Source organism: Paenibacillus sp. JT31N11 (genome assembly GCF_056269285.1).
The window spans coordinates 658,455-678,427 of sequence record NZ_JBWDNQ010000003.1 but is presented as its reverse complement, the minus strand read 5'-3'; the positions used below and the strand labels follow the sequence as shown (position 1 = coordinate 678,427).

The 19,973-nt window shown below is 49.8% G+C and carries 19 protein-coding genes; 3 read left to right on the top strand and 16 right to left on the bottom strand.

Going from position 1 to position 19,973, the window contains the following annotated elements; all coding sequences use genetic code 11:
- Nucleotides 1-47: 47 nt before the first annotated feature.
- The gene (locus AC0YNV_RS15675; protein WP_475768870.1) at nt 48-1,355 is read right to left on the bottom strand and encodes a homocysteine synthase; all 1,308 of its coding nucleotides are present in this window, start codon (nt 1,353-1,355) and stop codon (nt 48-50) included.
- A gap of 151 nt (nt 1,356-1,506) precedes the next feature.
- Between AC0YNV_RS15675 and AC0YNV_RS15670 the strand changes: the two genes are divergently transcribed.
- Nucleotides 1,507-1,995 carry a GAF domain-containing protein gene (locus AC0YNV_RS15670; RefSeq protein WP_210037999.1) on the top strand — a complete coding sequence of 163 codons (489 nt, stop codon included), beginning with the start codon at nt 1,507-1,509 and terminating at the stop codon, nt 1,993-1,995.
- Here the strand turns inward: AC0YNV_RS15670 and AC0YNV_RS15665 are convergent.
- The 3 genes from AC0YNV_RS15665 to AC0YNV_RS15655 form a co-directional block, all read right to left on the bottom strand.
- Entirely contained in the window at nt 1,965-3,353 is a 1,389-nt protein-coding gene (locus AC0YNV_RS15665; RefSeq protein ID WP_475768869.1) for an LLM class flavin-dependent oxidoreductase, read from the bottom strand. The two genes, AC0YNV_RS15670 and AC0YNV_RS15665, sit on opposite strands and share 31 nt — an antisense overlap.
- A 93-nt stretch (nt 3,354-3,446) precedes the next feature.
- The gene (gene ssuD, locus AC0YNV_RS15660; RefSeq protein WP_475768868.1) at nt 3,447-4,619 is read right to left on the bottom strand and encodes an FMNH2-dependent alkanesulfonate monooxygenase; all 1,173 of its coding nucleotides are present in this window, start codon (nt 4,617-4,619) and stop codon (nt 3,447-3,449) included.
- Between the two features lie 18 nt (nt 4,620-4,637).
- Complete coding sequence (locus tag AC0YNV_RS15655; RefSeq protein ID WP_475768867.1) at nt 4,638-6,110, bottom strand: 4-hydroxyphenylacetate 3-hydroxylase family protein; 1,473 nt, start codon at nt 6,108-6,110, stop codon at nt 4,638-4,640.
- 385 nt (nt 6,111-6,495) lie between these two features.
- Between AC0YNV_RS15655 and AC0YNV_RS15650 the strand changes: the two genes are divergently transcribed.
- Nucleotides 6,496-7,107: a TetR/AcrR family transcriptional regulator gene (locus AC0YNV_RS15650; RefSeq protein ID WP_475768866.1), complete on the top strand. Its 612-nt coding sequence runs from the start codon at nt 6,496-6,498 to the stop codon at nt 7,105-7,107.
- A 64-nt stretch (nt 7,108-7,171) separates the two neighbouring features.
- Complete coding sequence (locus AC0YNV_RS15645; RefSeq protein ID WP_475768865.1) at nt 7,172-7,672, top strand: N-acetyltransferase family protein; 501 nt, start codon at nt 7,172-7,174, stop codon at nt 7,670-7,672.
- A 114-nt stretch (nt 7,673-7,786) separates the two neighbouring features.
- On the opposite strand, the gene AC0YNV_RS15640 is transcribed toward AC0YNV_RS15645, so the two are convergent.
- The 12 genes from AC0YNV_RS15640 to AC0YNV_RS15585 form a co-directional block, all read right to left on the bottom strand.
- On the bottom strand, nt 7,787-9,523 hold the full coding sequence (locus AC0YNV_RS15640) for a right-handed parallel beta-helix repeat-containing protein (RefSeq protein ID WP_475768864.1): 1,737 nt from the start codon (nt 9,521-9,523) through the stop codon (nt 7,787-7,789).
- Nucleotides 9,524-9,562: 39 nt separating this feature from the next.
- Nucleotides 9,563-10,918 (bottom strand): O-antigen ligase family protein, encoded by a 1,356-nt coding sequence (locus tag AC0YNV_RS15635; RefSeq protein WP_475768863.1) that lies wholly within the window; start codon nt 10,916-10,918, stop codon nt 9,563-9,565.
- Between the two features lie 52 nt (nt 10,919-10,970).
- Complete coding sequence (locus AC0YNV_RS15630) at nt 10,971-11,615, bottom strand: CpsD/CapB family tyrosine-protein kinase (protein WP_475768862.1); 645 nt, start codon at nt 11,613-11,615, stop codon at nt 10,971-10,973.
- Nucleotides 11,596-12,342, bottom strand: coding sequence for a YveK family protein (locus AC0YNV_RS15625; protein WP_475768861.1), 747 nt, complete (start codon nt 12,340-12,342; stop codon nt 11,596-11,598). The genes AC0YNV_RS15630 and AC0YNV_RS15625 overlap by 20 nt, the downstream gene beginning before the upstream one ends.
- A gap of 240 nt (nt 12,343-12,582) precedes the next feature.
- Nucleotides 12,583-13,770, bottom strand: coding sequence for a DegT/DnrJ/EryC1/StrS family aminotransferase (locus tag AC0YNV_RS15620; protein WP_475768860.1), 1,188 nt, complete (start codon nt 13,768-13,770; stop codon nt 12,583-12,585).
- Nucleotides 13,763-14,476, bottom strand: a complete 714-nt coding sequence (locus AC0YNV_RS15615; protein ID WP_475768859.1) for an HAD family hydrolase — start codon at nt 14,474-14,476, stop codon at nt 13,763-13,765. The genes AC0YNV_RS15620 and AC0YNV_RS15615 overlap by 8 nt, the downstream gene beginning before the upstream one ends.
- A complete protein-coding gene (locus AC0YNV_RS15610) occupies nt 14,466-15,458 on the bottom strand; it encodes an ATP-grasp domain-containing protein (protein ID WP_475768858.1) in 993 nt (330 codons plus the stop codon). Before AC0YNV_RS15610 ends, AC0YNV_RS15615 begins: the two co-directional genes overlap by 11 nt.
- Entirely contained in the window at nt 15,448-16,053 is a 606-nt protein-coding gene (locus AC0YNV_RS15605; protein WP_475768857.1) for a sugar transferase, read from the bottom strand. The genes AC0YNV_RS15610 and AC0YNV_RS15605 overlap by 11 nt, the downstream gene beginning before the upstream one ends.
- Entirely contained in the window at nt 16,050-16,778 is a 729-nt protein-coding gene (locus AC0YNV_RS15600; protein ID WP_475768856.1) for a glycosyltransferase family 32 protein, read from the bottom strand. Before AC0YNV_RS15600 ends, AC0YNV_RS15605 begins: the two co-directional genes overlap by 4 nt.
- 13 nt (nt 16,779-16,791) lie before the next feature.
- Nucleotides 16,792-17,871: an EpsG family protein gene (locus AC0YNV_RS15595; protein WP_475768855.1), complete on the bottom strand. Its 1,080-nt coding sequence runs from the start codon at nt 17,869-17,871 to the stop codon at nt 16,792-16,794.
- Nucleotides 17,872-17,898: 27 nt separating this feature from the next.
- On the bottom strand, nt 17,899-18,819 hold the full coding sequence (locus AC0YNV_RS15590; RefSeq protein WP_475768854.1) for a glycosyltransferase family 2 protein: 921 nt from the start codon (nt 18,817-18,819) through the stop codon (nt 17,899-17,901).
- A 14-nt stretch (nt 18,820-18,833) separates the two neighbouring features.
- A complete protein-coding gene (locus AC0YNV_RS15585) occupies nt 18,834-19,919 on the bottom strand; it encodes a glycosyltransferase family 1 protein (RefSeq protein WP_475768853.1) in 1,086 nt (361 codons plus the stop codon).
- Nucleotides 19,920-19,973: the final 54 nt, after the last annotated feature.

Here is a 19,973-nt window from a genome sequence, read left to right as displayed (position 1 = left end):
GCTTGGTATTAAATCATGGCTTATCAGCACGGCCATGCCGCCGCTTGTTATTGGCCCGGCTCACTCCGCTTGCTGGCTGCAATTGCCTGCTCCAGATCGAATATAATATCGTCAATCCCTTCCGTGCCTATCGAAAGCCGGATGAGTCCGGGCGTAACGCCTGCGGCCGCTTGCTCCTGCTCGTTCAACTGCTGATGAGTTGTGCTTGCCGGATGAATGATCAACGACTTGGAATCTCCGACATTCGCCAGATGCGAGAACAGCTGAACGGAATGGATCAATCTCTTTCCGGCTTCTATGCCGCCCTTGATGCCAAAGGTCAGAATCGCGCCCTGCCCCTTGGGCAAATACTTCTGCGCCAGCCCGTAAGAAGGATGGCTCGCAAGCCCGGGATAGCTTACCCACTCGATATCCTCATGCTTGTCGAGATATTCGGCCACCTGCAGAGCGTTCGAGCTGTGCCGCTCCATGCGCAGATGCAGGGTTTCCAGTCCCTGCAACAGCAAAAAGGAATTAAAGGGCGACAAGGCGCCTCCGAGATCCCTTAACAGCTGGACTCTGGCCTTAATGATATAAGCAAGCGGACCGACCGCTTCGGTATATACGACGCCGTTATAGCTGGGGTCCGGCTCTGTAATTCCCGGGAATTTGCCGCTTGCTGTCCAGTCGAATTTGCCTCCGTCCACAATGACGCCGCCAATGGATGTCCCGTGGCCGCCGATGAACTTGGTAGCCGAGTGCACCACGATATCGGCGCCATGCTCGATCGGGCGCAGCAGATATGGGCTGGGAAATGTGTTGTCCACAATAAGCGGAATCCCGTTCTCATGGGCGATGGCCGCCACCGCTTCAATATCCAGAACATCCCCTTTTGGATTGCCGATCGTTTCGGCATACAGGGCTTTGGTTTTATCCGTAATGGCCCTGCGGAAATTTTCCGGATCGCCCGGGTCCACGAATGTAACGTTGATGCCCAATTTCCTCAGCGTGTTGGAGAACAGATTGTAGGTGCCCCCATACAAGCTGGCCGCCGAAACAATCTCGTCGCCCGCACCGGCAATATTCAAGATGGAGTAGGTAATCGCCGCCTGTCCCGAGGCAACGCCCAATGCCCCGACCCCGCCTTCCAGCGCCGCCACCCGCTGCTCGAATACGTCCGTAGTCGGATTCATGACGCGCGTATAGATGTTGCCGAATTCCTTCAGCGCGAACAGATTAGCCGCGTGCTCGGTATCGCGGAAGCCGTAAGATGTGGTCTGGTAAATTGGCACAGCCCGCGAGAGCGTAGTCGGATCGATCTGCTGTCCCGCGTGCACCGCTAACGTTTCCAGTGATAATTGTCTCTCATCCGCCATTTGAACAACCTCTTTTCTATGGATTCTGATTTTAAATTTCGCCTGCCGCCGGCTCCCCGGCTGCCTTGTTGACATCGCAGCGGGATTCCAATAGGATGAACATGAATTATGAATCATTCCAATCCATCGCATATTCAGGAGGTAAGTTCCCATGTTTCAAACCAGGAATTACGAGGGCAGCCCGGAGGACCGGTACACGCTGCTGATACAGCAATTAGACAGCCTGATTGAAGACGAGCCGGATTTTATCGCCAATCTTGCCAATGCATCCGCTCTTCTCGGTCAATTCCTCGAAACCATCAACTGGGTAGGCTTCTACCTGCTGAAGGACGGGAATACGCTAGTTCTCGGCCCGTTTCAAGGCTTGCCTGCCTGCACCCGCATTGCCTATGGCAAAGGGGTCTGCGGAACCTCCGTCGCCGAGAGACGCACGATGCGCGTGGACGATGTCCATCTGTTTCCCGGCCATATCGCCTGTGATGCCGCTTCCCGGTCAGAGCTGGTCATTCCCTTGTTCCGTCAGGATACCCTGATCGGCGTGCTTGATATCGACAGCCCCGTTGAAGCGCGCTTCAGCGAGACCGACCAGCAGTATCTGGAGCAGTTCTGTCAGCGCCTGACTGCCTCTCCCGCCAGGTGACGGTAGGAAGCAGCCGGATGGGCAGCGGGGATATGGGACGTATCATGGCCAAACAGCTTCTGGCGGTATGTCCCTTCCTCGTACTCCTCCTTCACCAGACCCCGGTTCTGCAGCTCCGGCACTACCAGTTCAATAAAGTCCTTAACCGTCCCGGGCGTAACCACCTGCGCAAAGTTCAAGCCGTCTATGCCCGCTTCTTCAACCCACCGTTCAATTTCATCGGCAATTTCAATCGGCGTGCCGACCTGCATCCAGCCTCCCCCGAATTTCCCGATCGATTCCTTCACTTCTCCAACCGTACGCTGCTTCGTAAACTGGGTATACTGCGCCGCCCTCGTTTGATTGCCTTCCGTAGACGTATACTCGAAGATTTGATTATCATCCAGCTTCGACAGGTCATATCCGCTGGACCCGCAGTACTGGGCCAATGCCGCCTCGCTGCTGCGGTACTGTTCAAAATCATGGAACTTATCCCTGGCCTCCGCCGCAGTTTCCGCGACAATCGCCGAGAATCCCTTGAACATCAGAATCTCCTCGGGATTCCGCCCGAAGGCTTTCGCCTGCGAACGTATGTCATCCACATAAAAGCGGAGCGCCTCCGGCGTCTGTCCGCCAACAAACACGCATTCCGCATGCTTGGCTGCGAACGCCCTGCCTCTGCCTGAGCTGCCCGCCTGATATAGGACCGGCGTACGCTGCGGAGAAGGCTCGCATAAATGCGGACCGGCTACCTGAAAATGCTTGCCCTTATGAGCGATTTCATGCACTTTGGCCGGATCGGCATAGATATCGCCCGCCGTATCGAATACGACAGCGTCATCCTCCCAGCTTCCCTCCCACAGCTTGTAGCAGACCTCCAGGAATTCCTCGGCAATTTCATACCGGTCGTCATGCTTGATCATCTCGTCGAGGCCGAAATTTCTTGCCGCATTCGGCAAATACGAGGTCACAATATTCCAGGCCACGCGCCCTCTGGTGAGATGGTCCAAGGTGGACAAGCGCCGGGACAGGGCAAAAGGATGCTCGTAAGACGTTGTGACCGTAACCGCGAATCCCAGATGCTTGGTCGCATGGGCCATGACCGGAACAATGAGCGACGGATCGTTGGCCGGAACCTGGACCGCATTTTGTATGGAAATATCGCGCGTGCCCTTGTATACGTCATAGACGCCGATCACATCAGCCAGGAACAATGCGTCGAATTTCCCTTTCTCCAGAAGCTGCGCCAGTTCGGTCCAGTAACCAAGATCGTTATACCGTCTGCGTTCATTGTCGGGATGCTTCCACAAGCCGTGGGAGTTGTGCCCGACACAGTTCATATCAAATAAATTCAACCGCAGCTGTTTCTTTTTTGCCACTCTCGTCACTTCCCTTCCATAAAATAAAAAAGGAGACGCTTAACAGCTCTTTGTCCCAAGCTGAAGGTCTCCGGTGTTCCGGTAGATGCCGTATTATGATTTCAGGCTGCTTACAGGCGATTTGCCCGCAGGCCTGGTTGTTCCCGGAAGCTCGTTATTGGCAATCATTTCTCCGAAAGGACTGATAAAGGACGGATCCCCGGCGTTCCCGGCGGAGCCCAGATTCAGTTTGGGGAACAGAAGCTCCGCGGTCCGGTAGGCTTCTTCCAAATGGGGGTAGCCGGAGAGAATAAACGTCTCGATCCCCAAATCCGTGTATTCCTTCATTCTCGCGGCGATGCTGTCCGGGCTGCCGACCAGCGCCGTGCCCGCTCCCCCTCGCACGAGGCCGATGCCCGCCCACAGGTTCGGACTGATCTCGAGCTTCGACCGGTCCCCATGATGCAGCTCCGACATCCTCTTCTGGCCTTCAGAGTCCATTCTGGCGAAAATTTGTTGAGCCGCCGCAATCGTATCCTCGTCCAGATGGGCAATCAACTCGTCGGCCGCCTGCCAGGCTTCTTCTTCCGTGGGGCGGACAATGATATGCAGCCGGATGCCGAAGCGGAGCGTTCTTCCTTTGGCCTCGGCCAGCTTGCGCATGCGGTTGATCTTCTGCTCCACCTGCTCCGGCGGCTCTCCCCAGGTCAGATACACGTCGACATGCTCAGCCGCGACATCCGCGCCGGCATCCGAGGAGCCTCCGAAGTAAAGCGGAGGGTAAGGCTTTTGAACAGGCGGGTAGAGCACTTTTCCACCCTTCACCTGCAGATGGTCGCCTTCATAATCCACTTCTTCGCCTTCCAGCTCCTTGCGCCAGATATGCAGAAAATCATCCGTCACTTCATAGCGCTCATCGTGATTCATAAACACCCCGTCACCGGCCAGTTCAACAGGGTCGCCGCCTGTCACCACATTGATCAGCAGTCTTCCTCTGGAGAAACGGTCCAGCGTAGCCGTCATACGGGCCGCCAGAGTCGGAGACATTAAGCCGGGACGGACGGCTACCAGAAATTTCAGCCTTTCCGTGACCGGTACCAGGGTCGAAGCCACGATCCAGGCATCCTCGCAGGACTTGCCGGTCGGCAGCAGAACTCCGCTGTAGCCCAATTCATCAACAGCCTGCGCAATTTGCTTGCAGTACGCGTAGCTGACGGCCCTTGCCCCTTCCTTTGTCCCCAGATACCGTCCGTCTCCGTGAGTCGGAATAAACCAGAATACTTCCATCTCTCATGCATCCTCTCTTTATATATAGGTGTAGTTCCTCTTGGTTCCGTGCTTGCCCGCTTCTTTCAGAAGATTCCATACGGGTTCTGTGAAGCTGTCTTTATCGGACTTCACATACTGGCTGGCATAAGCCCGGACCGGATCACCGGCGTAAAAGCGTTCATAGAGCTCATGCCTTGCGCCCAGCGGACTGCCGATCAGGTCCCAGGCGAGCTTGAACAGATGGATCTTCTTCTCCGCGCTGATTGATGCTCCTTCGAAGTACAGATGCATCAGCTTGGAAATCGGTCCGTAGAAATCCTCCATGCCCGACGGCGTCTGGACGAATCCCCCGCCTCCCACCTGCTGCAGGATTTCAATGGCCCGCGGATAAAATTTCGTGCCGATATTCCGGGCCGTATCAATATAGGAAATCTCCGGCACCAGAACTCCCGACTCATCGTGCCTCGCCTTCGTCTCGCTGGCGATCACCAGCGCCTTCATCGTGTCCACCTGGGTCATCAGCTCGCCCAGCTTCTCCTGGATGTGCAAATATCCGTTGACCCCTATCGCTTCGGCAATGGCAAAAGCAACACCTGTGACGAACTCCAGCTTCGATACATAGCGGACCACAGTCTGATGAAAGGCGAGCGAGTTGGCCGTCTTGTTGGCTCTCAGCTTCAGGACCGCCTCCGAATTCCCGTACAGCAGCACTCTCTCCCACGGTATAAACACGTCATCGAAGAACAGCACCGCATCCATTTCCTCATACCGGGAGCTCAATATGTGATTTTGCTCCCTGCTGTCCGCGAAGGATTCCCGGCATACAATATGCAGTCCCTCGGAATTGGCCGGAACAATAAGAATATGGGCATGCTCACGGTTCATTTGGTCAAATTGCAGGAAGGAAAATATGATGAAGTCATGCGTATACGGAGCTCCGGTGGCAATCATCTTGGCACCACGGACCGTAATGCCCTCCTTCGTCTCCTTGACGACATGCAGGAACCGTTCGGCAATACGGCTGTCGTCCAGGCTGACAGACCGGTCAATCTGCGGGTCCAGAATAGCCGTTGTCAGAAACAGGTCCCGGTCGCGGGCGTCCGTATAATAAGCGGTGATCTTCGCTTCGAAGTCGGGATCAAGCTGGCTTAACTGCTTCCTGGCCGCATACCAGCCTGTAATCATGGAACGGCCGTAGTCGGACAAGCGGCTCATCATGCCGTGGGTTTCATCAGCCCAATAACTGAAAGCCCGGCTCCGGCGGCTAAGATCCTCGGCGGTATAGGGCACCAGGAACGAGCTGTGCGCATAGGCTTCCCGTCCCGGGGGAGCAAAACCTACGTTATCGCGGAGCGCCGGATCGTCAAGCTGGTTAAATAAACGTTTTATCGTGCCGAGCGTACCTTGAAATGCGGCATGTTCGGACAAATCCTTGACTTTAGCCCCGTCCAGCCATACATTCCGTCCATCAGCCAAACTAGAAATAAAACGGTCTCCCCTTGTCGGCATATCGGGTCTCCTTTATTTTGTTATTAATCATACATTCCCCATTGCTAAAGTTGGTTTAATATGTTTTATTATACTTATCCCGCAGTAACGCACAACCGACATTATCCTCTCAACTGTCCGTTAAACAGCAATTAACTTGGCCTTTGTTGGTTTTATCCGGTTTATTCAACATTTGAATAAAAATTGTCCTTGTGGGCAGCGAATGGTTAAAAGAGCAGGCATAAAGGTACAACTTACAGATTTTCATTCTACGCTGTCCGCGTCACACGGGCTCTGCGCCACTTTCAACAAAACAACATTATTTCACATTATGTTGGTTAACCTACATATTCGAGTTATATGTCACCAGTCTTTTTGATCCCGATCCCAGGCTTGGAGGTGTCTTATGATGCAGGATTCCCGTCATCCGGACCGTCGGATCCATAAAACGCGCACTACGATCGTTGACGCGTTTGTTTCTTTAATTTTTGAAAAAGGCTTTTCCGCCATCTCGGTCAAGGATATTACCACCTGCGCCGATGTGAACAGGTCTACCTTTTATGCCCATTATCAGGATAAATTCGACCTGCGGGAGAAGCTGACCCAGGAGAAGCTGGGGGAATTGTCCCGGCTTATTCATCCCGAGCATGCCGGTGCCCTTGCGTATAACGGCAATTTTGACGAGCCTGACCCCTTTTTCATTGAACTCTTCACGCATCTGACGGAGAACAAACGATTTTATCAGGCCATGCTGACCCGGCTTGAACCGGAAATTTTCACCATTAAATTATATGAGGTGATTCGGGAGAGCTTTTACGCTAGAATTGCTAATAGGAAGATGGAGCAGAAGCTGTCTGTTCCGCTGGATATTTTACTGAATTATTCGAGCTCGTCCGTCATGGGGGTAATCCTGAACTGGGTTAATGATCCGACCATGTATACGCCCCAATATATGGCGCTGCAGCTCACGCGGCTGACGATGCTGGGCATTTACAGAACGATGGGGCTGTTCGAGTAACATCGGAAATACGGCAATCTTCATCGCAATATGGAAATTAAACTACTTATCGGAGGATGCAGCTATGCAGAATAATTACAGCATCGTGGATGCCAAGCTTGAGGATTTGCCGAAAATCGTGGATATCTACAACTCTACCATTGCCAGCCGCACCGTAACCGCGGACCTGGAGCCGGTATCGGTTGCAAGCAGGCTGAAGTGGTTTGAGGAGCATTCCGCCGATTTCAGGCCCCTATGGGTGGTCAGGCATGGGGATGAAATCGTCGCATGGCTGAGCTATCAGTCGTTCTACGGCCGGCCGGCCTACAACGCTACGGCGGAGATCAGCATCTATATTGCCGAGTCCTACAGGTCGAAGGGACTGGGAAGCCTGCTGATCGGGAAAGCCATCGAGGAGAGCCCAAGGCTCAATATCAATACGCTGGTCGGTTTTGTGTTCGGCCACAACGAGGGCAGCCTCGCGCTGCTGAAGAAATACCGCTTCGAGGAGTGGGGTCATTTGCCCCGGATCGCCAAACTTGACGGGGTCGAGAGGGATTTGATTATTTTGGGAAGACGGTTGTAAGGTTCAAGCATGAAGGAGTGGTAAATGGGTGCCGGCTTGTATAGATCAGGATCCGGGACGGCACCCGCAACGCTTTAGGGGCGCCGCGCGCAGACCTATCCCCCGTTCACTCCATTACTTTAGCATCATTAACCCTTCGAACCGCGCTTCTATAATAATATTTCCGGGTTTTCCACTAAAAGCTTGTACTTGTAGGCTAGCCCCCCTCATATTCGGTTCCAGCACTTCAATAGCGCCTTCGTGGTCATGGGCAACCAACTCGTGAGTTAACAGATTGCCATTCCAGTTAATCCTAAACATTTTTGTTGAATAAGCGGTTCCTTGTTTTGCGGTTATGTAGAGCAATCCTTCCGCACCTGATCCCAGCGAGAAGACATCTTCCCAAGCCGTATTTTCATTTATATTTTTTAAGGTGACCGTTATAATGGCACTCTGATCACGCAGTGGAATGGGTGCTGTAAACCCTTGACCTGTGCCGATATTCCCTTCACCATTTCCAGATAATGTATTTCCAGAGAAGTACCACCCCAACCCGGAATTTTTAAGAAAAAAACCGTAACGGGAATTATTATTGACTATATTATCTGTTACTTTCAAGTTGCGGATGCTGCCGTCAACCTGAATTCCGTCTCCCGTGTTTTCATTTACAATATTTTTAGAGATGATGATGTTAGAATCCGTGGACACACCAGAAACGCGAATCCCTCCGCCATTCCGGCTTTCGGTAATCGTGTTGTCACTGATGATTATATTCTTGGCATTCAGATTAACCGCATATTCCAAGTGAATACCAAAATTATACGCATGATGAATGCTATTTCCTGAAATCGTTATAAAACTTCCATCAATAATATAGATTCCTGAGTTTAAATTTACATCGGGATCGTTCTCAACTCCATCAATTATATTGCCGATGATAGTGATATATTTTGCACCATCCTCAATATGAATGGCCTCGTAACGGGTGTTTTCAATTATATTGCCCATAATCGTGATGTTTGTTGCCCCTGCAACTCCGATACCGAATCCAGCCATTTTCGATTTGCCTAGACCTTTAGGAACAGAAATGTAATTTCCTGCAATCACGAAATGTTCCTTTGCATCATTTGCCTGACCGGGGTGATTCAGCTCTATAGCATCGCTATAGATATTGATGAACTGATTATCAATCACTCTAATATCCTTTATATTCACAGCCATTTTATTGGTTAGCAGACCATATGCCACCTTATCAAAACGGTTTCCGCTAATTTGTACATGCTCAACACCAGGGGCGTTAATGTTTACGGCTTGAGAATAAATACCGGTAAATGTATTGTTCATGATCCATATATGCTTAACATTATTTTGAATGTCTATGATGTTATTTCCAGTTTTTTTCGTGTTGTTTAACCAAAGTCCTTCGATCGTTATATTTTGCTGCCCTGCAGCTATAACCAAGACAGCGAAATCCGGCTTCGTGTTGGTCTTCGTAATTTTAGCATGAGATCCGATCACTTTGGTTTCCGAATAAACATAAAGATTTCTTGATATGATATAGGTTCCTTCCGGAAAATATACGACTCCGCCACCTGATTTTTTGGCTAGATTCAACGCATTTTGAATCGCGGCCGTATCGTCCTTTTTACCATTGCCGACAGCGCCAAAGTTTTTGCTTTTTACATTAAATACATTTGCGTACTCTACTGGAGCTTCGGAAAGATACTTTTTAACAGAATCCTGAACAGTACTGTCAACGGACGAGGCATAATTGACAGCTGCTGGGTTCTCTGGTTTCATTGCAAAAGCAGATGTTGTGATCGTGATTGCCATAAAGATGAGAACACATGCGGTGCCAAATGCCATCTTCATATATGGTTCCTCTCTGTTCATTTATTAATGAACCCTATCTTACTGCATCATAACCGCCGACGACTTTGAATTGGAGTTTGGCTGTATCTTGCCTCCGCTCTCTTTTCCCGACCTTTTCAGTTGCATCTGAGAGATAAATGGGGTATGAAAGCAGGCAAGCCAGAAGTACAATTGAATAAACGCAAATGAATCAAATTGCATAAGAGAAAAAGCGAGAAGTATTATGAGCATCTTAGCGAAGCTCGCTCCCTTGAAGGAAAATAAAAACGAAGCTACAGCCGTCAACAGCACGATACCTATAAGCCCAAATTCGGACAGTAATCGGGTATACATATTATACTGGGGGAGAGATAAATTAGTCGTTGCCATGCTAAATTCACTCCCCTTCGTATTCAATAAATTTCCAGGAATCCTGTCTAAATGATTCATGTATCCATGGTAATAGTTACCAAACCCATACCCAATTATCGGGTTATCCAAGAATGCATACAGTCCAATTGTTGAATAAGTGGTGCGGATACTAAAAGAGGCATCATTCGATATTTTCGATGGATTGTTCACCATGTTCGCGATGCGGTGATAATGGTCCGCCTGCAAGTTAAAGATATTCTGTACGAAAATGACGTTCAACAGAAGAACGATCAGAATTGCCATAGCCGCAAATTTCATCATTACCTTCAAGATGTCTTTTGTCTTGGAAGAGAGCAATAAATAAACGATAAATAACACAGCCAAATCAATCATGTATCGGATCGACAACGAGAATAACGAAATGGGAATAAAGGAAAACACAATCCATTTATCAAGTTTGGATAAGCTGTTCTTATTTTTCAGGATCAAATAGGCGGGTATAAGCAATAAGTTCGTATGCAAACCGATATAAGAAGGCTCTGAAAAAGTAAATTGAATCCTGTTCGCCGTACGATAAATGTCGCGATTTACAAATAAATCGATTATTTCGCTCAATAGGCCATTTCTGAACGCATAAATGTAGATCAACTGAAAAACGCCGACTGCAAGCGCAACTCCGTAACCTCTCAGTACATATTTAAAGAAGGTTATATACGTTGTATCCTTGTTATTTCGATAGATAAATATTCTAAAACTTAAGTAAATGAGCATCCCTGCGCACAATGATGAAATCGCGTCTGATAATCCGATGAAAGAATAGTGCATTTTCACATTTATAAACCCGGTATACAAAACAATGGTAAATAAAATGACCGCGATCCACAATTCAATGGATTTATAATGAATTCGAAATACATATCGAATATTGCATATAAAGTATAATGCAACAAATAGCAATGAGATTGGTTTATAGGCTTGACCAAACATAAGCGGGAAATTATCAAGCGGAAATAAAAAAGCCGCAATATACATCAGTACATTCATATGTATTTCCCCTATTATTGTATATTTTCCTGATTACCGAGTATCCGTAACATTACGAATTGGTGTTATTCAAAATAACGCCAATTATCCGTGCATGGGCACGCTCCAAGCTATTTTTTGCTTTTTTGACCAATTCTTTCTCTGCCTTTCCTTCCATGACCACCAGAATGACCCCATCGCACATAGCGCTGACTGTCAGACTATCCGTTATCTCAAGAACTGACGGTGTATCAATAAGAATGACATCGTAATGCATCCTGAGCTCATCCATAAGCTGATACATACGATAAGATTCCAGCAGTTCGGATGGACTCGCCGAGTGTGTCGGTCCACTCGTGATGAGAAATAAATATTCGATCTGGGTATTTTTCACGACTTCTTGCCAGGAATGCTTGTTCAACAAAATGCTGGCCAAGCCGATATCGTTCGGTTGTTCGAATAATCGTTGCAGCGAAGGATTATGGAAATTCATATCAATAATCAATACTTTCTTTTCTTCCTGTGCGTATGTGACCGCCAAATTGCTGACCGTCGTTGTCTTTCCTTCTCCTTGCTGTGCAGACGTGATCATTAACACTTTGTTCGGATTATCAGATGCATAGCAAATATTTGTCCTAAGCCTTCGGTACGATTCAGAGATTTCCGAATGTGGATTTTTTATCGTTATCAAATCCTTCTCATTGCTTGAATGCCGCATATGTTTCTTCACCTGCCCTATTGTTGGTCGCAACTGGAGGTTGCTTTCGTCTGACATGCTTTATCTTCATCACGGAAGCAAGCACGGGCAGACCAAGATCGGCTTCGAGTTCTTCCTCTGACTTGTAGCTTTTATCCATATAATCAAGGAAGAACACAAGCCCTATTGCGAACATCAAGGAAACGAACAAGCTGATCAGAATATCCATTTGGGGATTCATGTTGATCGGGACTGCCCGATCATTTACATTTGCTTCGGAAAGAATTGTTACATTATCTACATTCATAATCATCGATATCTGTTCCTTGAACACGTGGGAAATCGCATTGACGTTTCTGGCCGCTCTCTCGTAAGAGATATCAGTGTAGCTTAAAGTCATAATTTGAGAAGCGCTTAGCGCAGCCGCAGATATTCTGGCGGACAGTTCCTGCGCATTCGTTGTGAGATCAGGAAATTGTTCGACAACTTTATCCGCGATTGCAGGCGATTTAACGATCTCTTTATATGAATTAATCAGCATGATATTCGTCTGTATCTTATCTATATCCGGCATGACCAGCTCGTCGTTCTCGGAGGATTGATTGACGATTAGCTTTACGGTAGCGGTATATATCGGAGTGATCATATAATAGCTTCGGATGCCTGTCGCGACGCATGCAATCATAACGATTAATGCGATAAGCCAAAGCTTCTTCATGATAAATTTGAAATAATGTTTAAGTTCCATGTTTTTTCAATCCTCCTTGTCTGAAAGGTAGTAATCCGAAATAAATAAAGATGATTAGCCCCCTCACGGGCACAAAGGCTATATGATATAACATTCTCAGAATGAAAAATATATCTGTAAATATATATATTTACAGATATGGTCATAAAACTGTTTTTCTATTATGACTGAAATTTAATTTTCTTAATCTTCTGGCTAATTTACGCTAGTGTTGCAAGTTATATGCTAAATCTGTGAAAATCACGAAACTACAATACGTTTTCTCCCCGAATTCTTCACTGCCCGTTCGAATGTCCCCCGGATGCAGCTGATAACGCGCTGCTGCTCGTCCTTCTGCATCCCCGACCCCGATGGCAAACAGAGCCCCGCCGCGAACAGCCGTTCAGACACGTTCATTCCCTCATGCGAATAATAACGCTTGCCTGCAAACAACGGCTGCAGATGCAGCGGCTTCCATACCGGACGAGCCTCGATATTCTCCTCGGTCAAAACGTGAAGCAAGTCCGAAGCCGTCAGCCCCGCTTCCTGTTCATCGATCGTCAATGCCGTGAGCCAGCGGTTGGATCTGGTCCCCGCAAGCTCCGGCATAAAGGCAATGCCCGGCAGAGCGCTCAGCTGACTGCTGTACCTGTCGAAGATAGCCCTTCGCGACTCGACGCGCTCCTCCAGCACCTGCAGCTGCGCCCGGCCCACCCCTGCCAGCAGATTGCTCAGCCGGTAATTATAGCCTATTTGGCTGTGTTCATAATGCGCGGCCCGGTCTCTCGCCTGAGTCGCCAGGAACCTGGCCTGTTCCAACACTCCGGCATCCTCCGCTACCAGCATGCCGCCGCCTGATGTGGTAATGATTTTATTGCCGTTGAAGGAATAAACACCGAATTCGCCGAGCGTTCCGCTTGCCCTTCCCTTATAGGTGGAGCCCAGCGACTCTGCGGCATCCTCGATGACCGGGACCCCGTAACGGGCGCAAAGGGCCGTTATCTCGTCCATTTTGGCGCATTGTCCGTACAGGTGGACGACAATGACCGCTTTGGGCAGCGCCCCTTCCCGGTCCGCCTCCGCAAGCGCCGCCTCCAGAGCCTGTGGCGACATGTTCCAGGTCGAAGGTTCCGAATCGATAAATACCGGCTCCGCGCCCATATACAATATCGGATTGGCGCTGGCGACAAACGTCAGCGTGGAACAGAACACGCGGTCTCCCTTGTCGACCTGAAACAGCCGCAGGGCCAGATGGATCGCAGCCGTTCCGGAGCTGACCGCCGCACATCCGCCTGCCCCCACATGAATCGCCATCTCCTGCTCGAACGCATCGACATGGGGACCCACAGGAGCAATCCAGTTGTCGGCAAAAGCCTGACCGATATAATGCTGCTCCCTGCCGCTCATATGAGGCGCCGACAAATAGATTCGTTTATGCTTGTTATCCATGGACTGCTTTCACTTCCTTCTTGAACAAATGCGCAAGCGCCGGCAAACCGGCAAGCTCCTTCAGGTCACCGATTCGATAGTGAGCCTGATGCGAGGGCTCCGCCTGAACAGCTGCGTATATCCCCTGCTCCCTGCTGATCTGCACGGTGGTCCATCCCAGCCGTTTGGCCGTTACAAAGTCCTTGGCTGCATTATCCCCGATATATAGACATTGAAAGTGCGGAATTCCGGTCTGTCTGCTGAACGTTTCATACGGGAGCGGACTTGGCTTCCAATGATCCCTGCCCAGCGCGTCCGTCAATACAATCGCATGGAAAGCCTCCGCCAGATTAAGCGCCAGAACCTTTTGCTGCTGGGCAATGAGGTACCCGTCGGAGATGATCCCCAGCTTCACGTCCTTGTCCAGGTTCTCCAGCACCCACCCGGCATCCTCGAGCAGAGCGATATCCGGCCGGTGGGAACGGTAAACCTCCACCAGCTCCGCGATCAGCCGCTCGTCATAGCTGATATCAAGCTGCTCCAGAGTCCGGTTGAATATAAGCGTTTTGACCCCCGAATGCAGCAGCGAGGCCGCCGTTTCATAGAAACCCCCGGCTCCATGGCGATCCCTGACCCATTGATCCACTGCCTTGAAGCCGCTCAAGGCATAAGTCTTCTCCAGGTACAACGTATCATCCAGATCGAACACGACGGCTTTAATGCCCATAAGCAAACTCCTTTGTGAAGAAAGCATCGTCATATCGGAGCATGGTCAGATCATCATCCCAGCTGTCATCAGGCTCCCCCGTAAACTGCTCGCCTCTTCCAAGCATGATGGTCCACAGCGGAAAGTCCGCGCCCGCTTCAATGGCTAGCGGGATTCCGCCTCCAAAACGGGGATTGATCTCGATAAACGTAATCTCGCCGTTCACCTGCTTAAAGCACTGCAGCGTAATGCAGCCCACTGCTCCGGGAAGCACGCTTACCGCCTGCCGGACAGCGCGGATGACCGCAGCATCTCTTCGTGTAACCCCTTTGCTGACTTCACCCGCCCTCGTCTCCATCCGCAGCCGGGGCACAATGGCCTTGATCGTCCCCTGAAAATCCAGCATGACATCGACCGTATATTCTTCGCCGGTCACATATTCCTGAATCATCGCTTCCGGAATATAATCCTTGAAGAAGTCCAGCTCGCGTCTGCTGTGAATTTTCGTTACGCCTTGGCTGGAGCTGCCTCGCCTGGGCTTGATAAGCAGCGGAAATGCCAACGGTTCAACCTGCACTTCCGCTTCGCTGTATACCCTTGGGGTGCGGATGCCATGCTCCGTGAAGAAGGCAAAGGTCTTCATTTTATCCGAGGCGAGCTCATTAAGCTCGACGCTTGAGACCAGCAGACGGACATGCTGCTGCTCAAACAACGCCCGGTTTTCCGCCAGCAGGACCAGTTCGGTATCAATCAGCGGAATGAGCAGATCAATGCGTTCCTCCTTGCATATCGCAAGCAATGTCTCCACATACCGCGGGTCGGCGACTCTGGGAACGAGAACATGCTTGTCCCCGGCAAAGGCCGCTGGTGCGGTTGGTTTATTGTCGGCCGTCACAACCTTGCCCTGAATCCCGCGGCTTGCATAAGCTTCCTTGAACTTGCGGATCAGCGACACTCTTCGTCCCGAGCTTGTAAATAAAATATTCATTTCCCTAGCGTTCAAGTCCCTTCACACTCCCTTTAAATACCGGCATAGTGGCATGATTGCCATTCTGGATACCTTCGGACCGGAATACTTTCCTGACCGACAGCAGCAGGATCCCGACATCCAGCCTCAGGCTGCGGTGCTGCACATACCACAGATCAAGCGCGAACTTCTCTTCCCAGGAAATCGCATTGCGTCCGTTAATCTGGGCCCAGCCGGTGATGCCCGGCTTGACCTCGTGGCGCCGCGCCTGCTCTTCCGTATACAGGGGCAGATAATCCATCAGCAGCGGCCTGGGACCTACGAGGCTCAGATCGCCTCTGATCACATTCCACAGCTGCGGCAGCTCATCCAGACTGACCTTCCTGAGCCATTTCCCGAAGGGAGTCAACCGCACGGAGTCGGGCAGAAGCTGGCCGCTGCTGGCCCTGGCATCGGTCATCGTTCTGAATTTCATCATCTGAAACGGCTTCCCGTGCTGGCCGGGCCGGTGCTGTTTAAACAGCACCGGCGAACCCAGCCTGATCCGCACCAGAACCGCAACCACCGCCATAACAGGCAGCAGGCAAACAAATAGGGGGACTGCCAGCAGAAGATCCATTACTCGTTTCACAGCATGTCCCTCATCTTTGCGATTAATTTGGGGCCGACAAGGCGGCTCGCCATTCTCTTGAGCGTGCTTCTCATCCGGACATGCGCCGGAAGCCAGGACTGTGCGAAGTGGTGAATCGTATAGCTGTCCGAGGTGATGAAGCTTGCCCCGTTAATATAATCATAGGGACTGAAATAGGTTCGCGGATAAATGGTTACGCCGTTTGCGAGCACCTGATACTCGCCGTTCAGCAGCAGCCCGTGCTTCTCGCAGGTGCGGCTGATCACCGCAGTATTGGTCGTCGTATCGTAGCTTCCGTCCTTGCGGAGAAATCTTCTTTTGTCATAATCCAGCAGCAGCTCGCCGATCCAGGGATGCCCCTTGGCGGCTCCCATCGTCCCGGATTGAAGAAAATGCCCGTCCTCAAACCCGGAGAACGCTTCGTGTTCAAGGAAGCGGTCGAGCGGCTTCACGACCTCAACATCGGTGTCCATATAAATCCCGCCATGATGGTAAAGAGCGTGAAGCCGCACATAATCGCTGACGAACGCATATTTGCGGGCCGCATAAGCCTCTTTTACGTACGGATTAGATTGAATATCAAATGAGTCCTCGTTCCACTCTATGAACTGGTAGCCGTTCAGATGCTTTTGCCAGCTCCGCATGCATTTGATGAACAGCTGGGGCTTCGCTCCCCGGCCGAACCAGCAGTAGTGGATGATGCGCGGGATATGAGTTGATGACATTTTCCTTCCTCCTTCAGAACGGCCAGTTCAAATAATTGCTTTGGTAATCGAGGCCCAGCGTGATAACATTTTCATAAAAGAAAAAAATCAGGTACAGCACGACGATCGCGAAATAAATGAGCTTCTGGTCCTTCTCCCGGAAGATCTTGATAATCCATGCCATCATAATGATTTGATAGAGGCTGAAGTAAATTGCCATCCGTGCGAAAATCCAGTTCTGCGTGGAAATTACCATTAGGATAAAACCGAGAAGCGCCAGATTGACAACAATATCGGCATGGGGGAAAATCGTACGCAGCTTCTCTCTGCCCAGATACGCGATGATCAGCGGCACCGAGTCAATTAACACTCGGATCACATTGGCCCCGCCTTCGGCGAATGTGCTGTACTCCCCATATTGAGTATCCTTGATCGCAGAGAACAGTAAGTCCGAGAATTCACTGTACCCCATCACTATTGCAATAGCTATCAAGAGCATTCCAAAGGTTGCGCCTGTCCAAGCCCTGCGGCGCACGATAAAATAAATTGGGATCATGATTAATGCGCTCAGATGGAACATGGAGGCCAATGTAACGATCACCAAATACTTGTAAAAGCTCCCGCCAAAAAGATACTTCGATGCTGCCAGGACGATCGCCGCTGCCAAATACTGCCTGATCCCATTCATCGACACAATAAAGGCGCCGGATGAAATATATACATACAAGGCAATCTCAAACAATCTAGTATAACGGTAAAAAACGGAAACAATGAGAGCGTTTGTCATAATAGCAGTCACAAGGATGAGTATCTGGGGATCTTCGGAAAAATTTTTCAAGATCATCTGAAAGAGACTAAATCCAATATCCTTCTGCTGCATGATATGAGACCAACTAAAATCGTTTACGGTATAGCCATGCATGTAATAGAAGGTATCACCAATATTGGACCGCAGTCCGGCAACGATCATAAGAGTCAACGCAGCCAGAACAGCCATAAGCTTATTGGGACTGACAGGTGCAGCTCCGATGCCCGCAATGGCAGGAACAGCGAAATATCGGGCCATAAAGGCAAACATAAAAACGAGTATCAACGTCATCCACAATATAGTCATTTTTCGTTCTCCTCCGGCTTTTCCCGATCAACCCGGTTCCTGTTGTCTGCCGATATGGTTTACAGCTGCTCTATTCGTCTTCATAAGGTAGAGGTAAAGCAGGCACCCAAAGGGAAAAGCGAGCAAAGTCGTCCATTTGCTCGGCGACTCGCGCAATAACTGTCTGTTTCGGATCATCAGACTGCTAGATACATAATGAATAGATTCTCGCAACCTCTTCTTGAACGAAGGTGCATGCTTCATGGCGATTTTCCTGAAGAAAGCAAATCCGTGCGGATTGCGTTTGTATTGGTTAATCATATTCATGCTTGATCCGTCCGGCCGGTATTCGACAATACAGAGGGGCTCATTCATAATGAGCAGCTCATAGTGCTGATCAATCTGAATATACTTGCAGGCTAGAGGACAATATTTCTCCCCTCCGAAGATGGGATACGGCGGATAGGACCTGGTCAGTTCTGAGCGGTATACAAGTTTCTTATCCCCTTTGACCCTGTACTTCTCATACAGATCAGTCAGTGTGGATGACTTTAATCCCTCGGGCATCGCCGTACCGATCCATCTACCTCCGGGTGTCGCATCCAATCCTACGATGCCGGCATACTTATTGTCCCCGTATGCCCTCCAGAAGCTTGTTATCCGCTCTACGGCATCATCGGTCATGTGATCATCGGAATCAATACAGACGTTAAGTTCGGTATCTATCCGTTCATAAGCGGCATTATGCGCTCCGTGCATCCCCTGGTTGTCCTGATAGTGATAGAGAATGGATACCAGACCTTCCTCCATCCAGCCTGCAACCAGTTCCCTTGTATGATCAGATGAGCCGTCATCAATGATCATCCAGACAAAATCACGGCAGCTCTGCCTCTTCAAACTTTCATAACACAAATGCAAGGTATATGCTCTGTTGTAGGTAGGTGTGAAAACAGTCAACATCGGCTTCAATCCGTCAACACTCCTCACCTGCCGACAGCGGCGGACAATTGAGTCAAATAATACTCCGACAGCCACTGGGCCATGGTTTCAATATCATATCCGTTTTTCCGCAGTGATTCGGCCGTATCCAGATGTTCATAGGTTGTATCTAGAATATGCTGAGCCCAATTCTGCGAACTTTCCTGCAAACCTATAAATTGAAGCCTTCCTGTCACATCCGCATCCGCCGTGATAGTGTCCGATACGATGCATCTTAGCCCTGCCGCCTGGGCTTCGATTATCGCTACGGGGAGCCCCTCGAAGAGGGAGGGGAACAAAAAGACATCCATAGCCTGCAGCAGCTTCGATATATCCGAGCGGACACCCAGAAACTGTACATGCTGCGACAATCCTAGCTTATCTACCTTGCGTTCAATCGCCGCCCTTAAATGTCCGTCACCAGCAAGGACCAGCAGCGCTTGCGGGTTAAGACGGTGTACGGCCTGGAATATATCGATCAGAAACTTGTGATTCTTCTGTTCATCGAATCTGCCGATGTGGCCAATAACGAAGCGCCCTTCAGCGCGAAGCTCGTGCCTGACCACATTCCTGATTGCTTGGTCAAAGGCATATTCCTCTACAGGTACTGCATTACGCAGAACAATCAGTGGAACCTGATCCTTGATCTGTTTACCGAACAACCACTCGCCTGCTTTGCTAGAGCAGGCAAAATATCCGGTCAGATTATTTTTCATCGCATTTCTGGCATACAAACGGAATGGAAACTTCATATCAATCCCGAGGTCGCTAATATGACTGTGTGCAATACGGCAGTAAATGCCCGCCTTCTTGGCTGCTCTTAACACGAAGCTGCTGTTTTCGTTGATATGTGAATGAACCACATGATAACCCGAATGGACAGTAAAAAATTGGTCAAGGAGCTTAAAATAGTTTCTGTAATTACCCGGTCTGATCCGCGGCATCCGATAAATACGCCCGCCAAGCGCTTCAATCTCATCGTCGTAGTGGCCTTTCTCGGATCGGTGCACCATGAAATCAAATTGTATTTTACGACGGTCCATTTGCCGGTAGTAATTCATGATCATCGTTTCCAACCCGCCACGATTCATGACGGTTACCACTTGTAATATTCGAGCCGGTTTCAACTGCTCACACCCCTATTG